Source organism: Desulfosarcina cetonica JCM 12296 (assembly GCF_001311845.1).
Classification (GTDB): Bacteria; Desulfobacterota; Desulfobacteria; order Desulfobacterales; family Desulfosarcinaceae; genus Desulfosarcina; species Desulfosarcina cetonica.
Genome location: NZ_BBCC01000008.1, coordinates 64,208 through 72,878, shown reverse-complemented (window position 1 = coordinate 72,878; position 8,671 = coordinate 64,208). Strand labels below are relative to the sequence as shown.

At 51.2% G+C, this 8,671-nt stretch carries 8 protein-coding genes and 1 pseudogene; all 9 read right to left on the bottom strand.

What is annotated here, in order from left to right:
- Positions 1 to 361 precede the first annotated feature (361 nt).
- Positions 362 to 999: pseudogene (locus JCM12296_RS41290) on the bottom strand (ABC transporter ATP-binding protein).
- The gene (locus JCM12296_RS03305; protein WP_054689807.1) at positions 999 to 1,790 is read right to left on the bottom strand and encodes an ABC transporter permease; all 792 of its coding nucleotides are present in this window, start codon (positions 1,788 to 1,790) and stop codon (positions 999 to 1,001) included. The pseudogene JCM12296_RS41290 and the gene JCM12296_RS03305 overlap by 1 nt, the downstream one beginning before the upstream one ends.
- A 79-nt stretch (positions 1,791 to 1,869) precedes the next feature.
- Complete coding sequence (locus JCM12296_RS03300; protein WP_213183915.1) at positions 1,870 to 2,787, bottom strand: ABC transporter substrate-binding protein; 918 nt, start codon at positions 2,785 to 2,787, stop codon at positions 1,870 to 1,872.
- 103 nt (positions 2,788 to 2,890) lie between these two features.
- Positions 2,891 to 3,922 carry a biotin synthase BioB gene (locus JCM12296_RS03295; protein ID WP_054689799.1) on the bottom strand — a complete coding sequence of 344 codons (1,032 nt, stop codon included), beginning with the start codon at positions 3,920 to 3,922 and terminating at the stop codon, positions 2,891 to 2,893.
- Between the two features lie 32 nt (positions 3,923 to 3,954).
- Positions 3,955 to 4,611 (bottom strand): peroxiredoxin, encoded by a 657-nt coding sequence (locus JCM12296_RS03290; protein ID WP_054689795.1) that lies wholly within the window; start codon positions 4,609 to 4,611, stop codon positions 3,955 to 3,957.
- Positions 4,612 to 4,629: 18 nt separating this feature from the next.
- Positions 4,630 to 6,057 carry a B12-binding domain-containing radical SAM protein gene (locus tag JCM12296_RS03285; RefSeq protein ID WP_054689792.1) on the bottom strand — a complete coding sequence of 476 codons (1,428 nt, stop codon included), beginning with the start codon at positions 6,055 to 6,057 and terminating at the stop codon, positions 4,630 to 4,632.
- 9 nt (positions 6,058 to 6,066) lie between these two features.
- On the bottom strand, positions 6,067 to 7,287 hold the full coding sequence (locus JCM12296_RS03280) for a radical SAM protein (protein WP_054689789.1): 1,221 nt from the start codon (positions 7,285 to 7,287) through the stop codon (positions 6,067 to 6,069).
- Between the two features lie 33 nt (positions 7,288 to 7,320).
- Positions 7,321 to 7,737 (bottom strand): universal stress protein, encoded by a 417-nt coding sequence (locus tag JCM12296_RS03275; protein ID WP_172683751.1) that lies wholly within the window; start codon positions 7,735 to 7,737, stop codon positions 7,321 to 7,323.
- 87 nt (positions 7,738 to 7,824) lie between these two features.
- Positions 7,825 to 8,661 (bottom strand): TIGR04282 family arsenosugar biosynthesis glycosyltransferase, encoded by an 837-nt coding sequence (locus JCM12296_RS03270; protein ID WP_054689784.1) that lies wholly within the window; start codon positions 8,659 to 8,661, stop codon positions 7,825 to 7,827.
- Positions 8,662 to 8,671 lie beyond the last annotated feature (10 nt).

Genomic DNA, 8,671 nt, shown 5'->3' with positions numbered 1-8,671 from the left:
AGAAATGCGTCTTCCCGATGGTAACAATTATGGCTTCGTTTCCGAACTCACCGAGCTACAAAGCGATATATTGACAATTCTCGAGGTTCCCAAGCACTGCTATTCCTACGATTACCTATTCGACAGTTCATAGCATTCGGCAATGCTGGCAGGAAGCATCGCCTTCTCGGAAATTACCAATATGCGTTTTTCAAAGAGCGAAATCCAAGATATTGAAATTACGATCGCAGTTTTTCTACGAGGACTCGCGAAAGGGTAAGCAAGTGGCTACGTTCCTCTCGGGGGCGAGGCAAATCTATCGGCATATCATCCGTTATCTGACCCTTTTTTTTCCCGATTATCAGTACCCGATCGGCCAGTTTTACAGCTCCTGCATATCGTGCGTAACAAATAAAATGGTCTGGGAGAGCCGCTCCCAAAACCGGAGCAGCAGGTTCTGCATTTCCGAGCGCGCCTGAGCGTCCAGCGCGCCGAAAGGTTCGTCCATCAACAGGACCTCCGGCTTTAAAATCAGCACCCGCGCAAGGGCAACCCGTTGTTTCATCCCTCCGGATATCGCTGTTGGCAAATAGTTACGGACGTCGGTAAGTCCGACCATCTCAATGATCCGCGCAACGTTTTCCCTGACCTTGCGTCGGCGCCCCGCAAGCCAAAAGCGATATTTTCTTCCACCGTAAGCCAGGGGAAAAGCGCATCCTCCTGAAACACCACACAGCGGTCCGGTCCCGGTTTGGCCACCGGTCGCCCATTTAGCAACACGCTGCCGGCGGTGGAGGGCGTGAATCCGGCCAAGATATTCAGCAGCGTTGTTTTCCCACAGCCACTGGGGCCAACAATGCAGATCAGTTCACCGCGATTGACAGTAAAATCCAATTGCCGAAGCACGAAAACCTGATCGCCATCAACGATAAACGATTTGGTCAGGTTATGAACGCTCAGGATATTGACCGGCAAAGGAGACGTTTGCGGCGGCCTGGCAAAATTCAGGCAGGCGTCCATCATGTCATTCTCCTAGCGCTCATAAAGCAAAACCGCATGCCGTGATAAAGAAGCAAATCACACAGGCGGCCGGAAGCGGCAATCATCAACATCCCCACAATGATGATGTCGAGTCGTCCCAGCATGCGAGCATCCATGATCATCGCCCCCATGCCGTCCGGCACGCCAGTCATCTCTCCTAGCACCAAATAGGCCCAGGCAATGCCCATGCCCAAGCGCAGTCCGGTCATTATCTGCGGCATTGCCGAAGGCAGTAGAATGCCAACGACTATTCGCCAGCGCCCCACCCCCATCATGGCTCCGGCCTGACAATAACGAGGATTAATCTGCCGCGCGCCGTCGGCGCTGTTCAGGTAGATCGGGAAAAAAGCGGCCATGGCGACCAGAAAAACAGTCGTCTTTACACCGATCCCAAACCAAACCATGGCCATGGGCAGCCAGCTGATACCCGGCACCGCCCGCATCGCGCTAACCATGTTACTCAATAAGCGATTGATCAACGGCAGTCGACCGGAAAGCACTCCCAAGGGGATCCCCGCAACGACGGCCAGGGAAAATCCGAGCAAGACGCGCAACAGGCTATTGAGCAAATCATTGATGAACCGTCCGGCAAATGGCTGGCTCCCGATCTGCCCGAAAACATATCCATAGGCTGCCCGGCATACGTCGAGGGGGTGCGGCAAAAGATAAGCGGGAACGAGCCGCCCCTTGCTGACCAGCAGCCAAAGGACCAGGCATCCCAGTGGAACGATCCAGGGCAGTCCCCTTTTCCAGTATAGGCGTTTAACCAAGAAGACCTCCGGTCATTCGCCGCCTGAGATTGAACCGATGCGATAGCGCCAATTCGATCTCAAATGGTACTTGATAGGATTACGGGTGAAACCGTTTGCTGGCTTGTCGCACAAATCGCAAATCAAATAGGTTGTCATAATCTGGCTGTTGCTGAATCGTACCGAGCGCCTGCATGCGTTGGCCCAGCGCTCGGGTTCGGGCGATGAAGTCTTCGTCCATTGACCAGGCCAGCTCCATGTTTGCTGCCGCTTTGTCCAAAATCGCCCTGGGAGTGCCAAATTCGCTGGCCCGCTGAAGCCATTCCGCCGGGTGACTTAAAAGATAGCCGGTTGCCTGTACGTGGGCCGTGACCATATCCAAAACCAGCTCCGGATGCTTCTCGATCGTTTCCCGTGAGACCAACATGCCGGCATTGATGCTGCCAATGGCATCACCGTAGTATGGGTAGGAGAGAATCGCTCCATAGCCTTGTTCGACCGCAAGGGTGGGAAACGGCTCGCCGGACAGGAAAGCGTCGATTTGACCGCGTGCCAGAGCCAGGCCCATGTCGAAAAAATCCACCCGCACCAAACGAGCATCCGTTTCGGCAGACAACCCATCGCGCCCGAGCGTTTCACGCAGCAAGATTTCGTGCATGGTGCCCGGCACATATCCAATCTTGCGCCCTTTTAAATCAGCCACGCTTTTGACCGGACCACCCTTTTTGACCACCAAGGCAGAGCATTTATTACACAAGGCGGCGACGATGACGACCGGCTGACCCAAAGAAGCCGAATGAATCGCGTGCGCCAGGGTCGTACCGCACATGTCCAGGCTACCCGCCAATAGAGCCGTTTTTTGATCGGCCGGGTTGGTGAATGGGAAAACCTTTGTTTTATACTGGGCCGGTAGAAACTGCTGATAAAAAAATGGCTGAATGGTCTGGGCCGTCTTCCAGGTTCCCAACCGTACCACCTGTGGCTCGGCAAGAACTGGGGCGCCATGAAAAATCCACATGCTAAGGATCGATATCAAAATGAATTTAATTCTCATTTGCCTCTCCCCCCATAAGCAGCTTCTCGGTTAGCGTCGAGAACAGCCAATGCGAGCCGCAAACGATTCAGGGTTTCTCGCTACTTGGCGGCAGTCCAGGTGCAAAGCAATTGGACGGTCTCTCCGGATCCCAGTCCATCTCCGTCAGCATGGCGGCGCAGGCCTCCATTGTCCGTCCGCGGCCCTTGCCCGTATCCGGGCAGCCATCCCTCGGACTGGAACCGACCTCTGGAAAAAAGAGGTTGGCACCGGCCATCAACGCAACGCTGTTGGGCTCATGGGTGCAATGGGCACGGGGAATGTCGCCCATGACCAGACGGCTGACGGAAACCATGCGCGCCATCTCCAGTTCGCTGATCATGCCATGCTTTTCCATGGGTGAACCGGGAAAATTGATCCGCCGCATGACGCCGCTGTATGCGGCGCCATTACGACGGGCCAGCAGCATCAGGTCAACTATCTCTTCCGGGCGGTGTTCAGGGCCCACCGGCTCCACGCAGTTCATCCAGAGCAACCCGACGTCCCGCAAGACTTGAATGGTCTGAATACGCCGCTGCACGGGAAAAGGCGTGTCAATGCCCTCGCCAAGCCGTACCGCATGATAAAATCCCTTGAACCCGGCATCCAGCAAGGCTTCACCTTCCGCATGGGAGATATCGCGTGTGTTGGCCACGAGCGGTACGCTTACTGTGGAACTCAGCAACCGCCCGATTTCGAGAAGGCGCTGGAAGGCATATGTCCCCGTGGTCATCAGGTTGATACCGTCGGCGCCCAGAGCTTCGCCTTGTCTTGCCCAATGGACAATGGCGTCCTCTGAAAATTCATATTTTTCATTGAATATTCCGGCCGTACGGGTAAGGGAGCAGAATCGGCAATTTTTGGGACAGGGTTCAACATTCAAACCAATGTGAAGATGCTTTTCGCCTTTGTTGGCGAACTGCAAGCGCGACATCCGGTTCGCGGTTTCCATGAGCGCGTAAACCGCTTTGCTATGCAAGTCCAGATGCATCAAAAGCAACGCGTCATCCCTTGAAATACCGACAAAATCGCCGCCGATTTTCAATATCTCTGCGATACGGGGAGATAATTTAAAACTCATGAAGGATTACCCATGGTGAATTTGTATTTGGATTAGAGTTTCCGTGTACAATAATACCAATCCATGCATCCATCGTCTTCTCCGATCACCTGTTCAGCATCGTCTTGGGTCCTTGGCGGGTATTGGATGACAGGATCGCCAGGCTGCCAATCCGCGGGCGTACCGACAGCGTTCTCATCGCAAACTTGCAGTGCCGCCACCAAGCGAATGACTTCCTGAATATTGCGACCAGTCGTAAATGGATAGTAAATGGTCGCCCGAATAATTGCATTCGGATCGATCACGAAAAGACATCGGGAGGTCGCCGTGGACAGATCACCGGGCATGACCATGCCGTAAAGGTTGGCGATGTGGCCATCCATATCCGCAATAATCGGAAAGGGTATCGAAACGCCGAATTTTTCCTTAACATTTCTGACCCAAGCGATATGAGAGAAGACGCTGTCGATGCTCAATCCAAGCAGCGCCGCCCCCATTTTCTCGAACGTATCGGCATTTTTGGCAAAGGCAATGAATTCGCTCGTGCAGACAGGCGTGAAATCCATCGGATGGGAAAAAAGGACCAGCCACCGGCCTTTAAAATCCTCTAGGCTGAGGTGGCCATGTGTCGTTTCGGCTTCAAAATGGGGCGCCGAATCACCTATGCGAGGATAGGTTTGGGGGATATCGACCGCATTATTGTTCAACATGTGTCCCTTCTTTCTTTTTTATGAATAGAATCGCAATACATGATTAACGAACAGAAACCTTGCCTGCTTGACAAGTCGCACCAGTTCCCTGCCATCCCGAATCCTTATCAATCGCCGAAAAACATACCCAAGGCGGTAATAGAAATGCCTGGTAACATGCATCTCGAGATCTTTCAGTTCATCATAAGTCAACGTTTTGCTGAAAACCGGAATCTGATCAATGTCACCGCTCAGGCATCCCATTTCTCCGCTATGCCTCTGCGCCACGCCCATTTTAACCGCGCGCTCAAACAATGGCGTGCCGCAGAATAACCGGACGATGCCCCACAGGGCATAATCCACTCCGCATTTATTAAGCGTTTTGGCATTTTTCAGGATCATCTCGCGTGTCTCGCCCGGGGCACCCAACATCATATACGCAAGGCTCTGGATGCCTGCCTTGCGGGTGTTTCGCAACGCTTCGTGGATTGTCGACGTTTGAGTGCCTTTGTTGAGCTTATCGAGCGTCTGTTGTGAAAACGACTCGATGCCGTAAAATATGATCCGACAACCGGCCCGGCGCATGAGCTTGAGCAAAGGCATCGACACACAATCGACTCTTGTGTCACACCCCCATTCCATGTTCAGCCCTTTTTCAATCATGAGCGAACAAATCTTCTCTGCGTGTCTCCGGTTGGCGGTAAACGAGTAGTCGGCAAAGATGACACGGGTGGCACTGTATTTTTTTTTCAGCTGCGCTAATTCGGATACGACTTTTTCAGGATCCCTTTTTCGGTACGGTTCACTGACGCCACAAAAACTGCATTTAAAGCTGCACCCCCGGGAGGCTTCCATAAAAACCATCGGCGGCGGTCCCAGCACGGTCGTGATGATTGATCCCTTCATGTAATCTTCATAAGGCTGGTATCGGTTGACCGGAAATGCGATGGTCCCGGCATCGATGAACCGGTTTTTAGGATTTTCAACGACGTGGCCATTGACGCGATAAGTCAATCCATCGATTTCTTGGAAATCGGAGCGTGTGTCGCTGGCCAGGAAATCACACAGTCTGGCAAAAGCGAGTTCGCCCTCTCCTTTTATGACATAGTCAATGTCCGGGTTATCCCGCATCATCAGGGTTGAAGGCATAAACGTACATGGCCCACCGACCACGATTTTTATTTTGGAACAAATCGCCTTCAGCATTTTTGACAACAGCGTGACATTATCATAACCGATAATGAGGCTGCTGAACCCCACCACATCAGGACCATAATCGGACACTACGGTGAGCAGCCCTTCAGGGCTCGGATCCAAATACATGTCATGGATCTTAACCGCATGTCCCCTTTGCGCGGCGGCTTCCGCAATGTAATTGAGTCCGGTCGGTTCGCCAAAATAGGTAAACGTGCTATACTGCAGCAGCTCACACGATTCCAGCGGGACTCTAACGAAAAGAATGTTCATGGTACCTGCTCATGACGATGATCGCCGATCAAAAGACACGAAATCTGAATGCGGTAGACTGTTTTCAATTGATATGAAAATGTCATCGGTGGTTTCCAGCTCATATCCAAGGAGTACGACCGGCGGTTGATCGTTTCCGCGCTGGATGCGAAATCGGGGATGATCTAAAATCATTTTCGTCCGCTGTAAAATCTCGGCGGTGGGTATTTTCCCCGCAAGGCGTGAAGCGCTTACGCCTTTTCGGTCGGTGTAGTAAAAAAAGATGACGCTATCGAAGTATTCGGCGGCCCGGAATGCGTCTTGAAACTCCGCTCGTGCTTCACTGGGAAAACCATAGATAATATGGGTCTCGAAGAAAATATTGGGATATGTTGATTTTATTTCGCGAATGATTTCGAAGATGTCGTTCGCATGGTAAGGCCGATTCATCAGATCAAGTATCCGGCGTGAAGTCGACTGGATCGGCACGTTGATGAATTCAATTCGTTCAAGCGTTCGAGGGTGCAATAAGGGATAAGCCGACTGGAATTGGCGGGGATGTATATAGTTGATGTTAATCCCGATCTCATAATCCTTGATGATATTCAGAAGTTCGGCCAGATTCGTCCCCAAATCCGCTCCATAACTGCCGCAATCGTCACCGAGCAGCATGACGCGCCGATAACCCGACTGTATCGCACGCTCCAATTCGGCGATCAGTTGTTCAGGCGGCTTGCTTTTCACATCGCCTTTGGCTTTCTTTATGGCGCAGTAACTGCAGTGATTGACGCACCCTTGGCAAATCTGCAAATAATATGCATCCAGAAAACCATACCCGCTGTTGATAAACCGCCCATTTATCGCCCCCCCGGATATATGTTCGATATTGATTCGGGGTTGAAAAATAGCGTTGAACTTGTAAAGCTCCCGTGAACCGATAAGCGTTACCTTCGACGAATCAAACAATTCAGGGTTGATACTCGCCAGGCAACCACAGACGATCACCTTGGCAACATCCGAATAGTGTTGAATATAACCGGACACAAGATCATATGCGCGTTGCTCGCGATCTTGATCAAACCCGCACGTGCTGATCACAATATAGTCGGCGCCATCCGGTTCACGAATCACCTCATGACCATTTTGAATAAAAAAATTATTGATCTGTGTCGTTGTGTAGCCATTGTTGTCACAAAGGTCGAAAGTCGTGCGCAAGAAGATCTTTTTCTGTTTGTTTTGACGCACGTTCATGTCCTCAACCCAATTTATATTGATTAGAATTCATCAAACTTCGCTATTCTCTTTCTTCACGCCTACCACCGGACAATGGCCCATCAACAATATCGTTTGCGCTTTTGAGCCCAAAAACAGTTTTCCGAGTTTGGACCGGTTTCTTATACCAACAACGATTTTATCGACATTCTCCTCTTTGGCGAATTCCGCGAGTGCTTCTCCGACATTGGAGTCGACGTCCCGATAGGCAATCTTTGTCTGGCAGGGGACGCTCAGTTTTTCCATGAATTCTTGAGCTTCCTTCAGGTTGTTCTCATACGGCTCAATCAGCTTTGGATAGTATTGTTGATCGGCTGCCAGAGAGGTAACGACGAGCACCTCACCTTGGAATGCCTTTGCAAGCTGAGCCGCTTCACGAAGTGCGTTTTTCGACTCGGCCGAGTTATCAAAACATACCATTATTTTCATTTTGTCTTCCTTTCCCTTTTCTCTATTCATTCCTATCAATAGATCGCCCTGGAATAAATTACGATATCTGATCATCATCATACTCCATTAGGCATCAATCATACTCCGTGGATCCGCGGCTTCGTTTGGAGGAGAACTGGCAACCAGACCCGTTTCATGGATCCATCGTAATGTTCTTTTGGGGACCAAAAGATCTTCTTGAAACCGTGCGGCGTAGTCCATTGCATTAATCACCGATATCATGTGTCCAAGGTCCTCGCCATAATCGACATCAAAGAGTGCCTCGAATACTGCCATGGGGATCCCCTTGCCTTCAGCAATGCGAACAAGTGCATCTAGGGTTGTGATCCCCAACTGATTGTAGAATACCCCGGTGAAATCAATAGGTGTTTCTTTGCTAATGCCAACCAGCGACACCCCTCCGGCTTGGCAGGGCGCGACAACCATGGCACCGGCCTTTGAGTTTTCCCGCAATTTGAAAAGCTGTGAGAAGGCTCTATGGATAAGATCCGGTGTAATTGCGGGAAGATCGCCGCCAACGCAGATTACCGTATCATAGTCCATTTCAAATAACTGCTGATAGCAGCTGTTAAAATGCTCATCGAAATTTCTGCCCTGATCCAAGATGTATTGGATTTCCTGGGTTGACACCTCGGATTTGAACAGCGCCTTTATTTTGGGCATGCAATCTGCCGGCGATGAGGAGATATAAAAAGTAAACGTTCCCCAATCGTTTCCGCTGTTCCGGCAACGTTCAACGGCGCTGAGCGCAACCGTGGCCGTGTCCAGACACATTGCCCGATACAGATCGGCGGCCTCTTGCGCGGTGAGGTTACCCCCGTTTTCCTCCATAAGGCGGGTTTTGGTGAGGCCTGGTTCAGGATACTTGGTAAAAAGGACCAATGCATGCTTCTGTTTTTTCATTTCACCGCCC

Excerpts from the sequence above, each read along its gene's own strand:
- JCM12296_RS03270 (WP_054689784.1), bottom strand. The coding sequence starts at position 8,661 with ATGAAAAAACAGAAGCATGCATTGGTCCTTTTTACCAAGTATCCTGAA.
- JCM12296_RS03285 (WP_054689792.1), bottom strand. The coding sequence starts at position 6,057 with ATGAACATTCTTTTCGTTAGAGTCCCGCTGGAATCGTGTGAGCTGCTG.
- JCM12296_RS03280 (WP_054689789.1), bottom strand. The coding sequence starts at position 7,287 with ATGAACGTGCGTCAAAACAAACAGAAAAAGATCTTCTTGCGCACGACT.
- JCM12296_RS03300 (WP_213183915.1), bottom strand. The coding sequence starts at position 2,787 with ATGTGGATTTTTCATGGCGCCCCAGTTCTTGCCGAGCCACAGGTGGTA.
- JCM12296_RS03275 (WP_172683751.1), bottom strand. The coding sequence starts at position 7,737 with ATGAAAATAATGGTATGTTTTGATAACTCGGCCGAGTCGAAAAACGCA.
- JCM12296_RS03295 (WP_054689799.1), bottom strand. The coding sequence starts at position 3,922 with ATGAGTTTTAAATTATCTCCCCGTATCGCAGAGATATTGAAAATCGGC.
- JCM12296_RS03290 (WP_054689795.1), bottom strand. The coding sequence starts at position 4,611 with ATGTTGAACAATAATGCGGTCGATATCCCCCAAACCTATCCTCGCATA.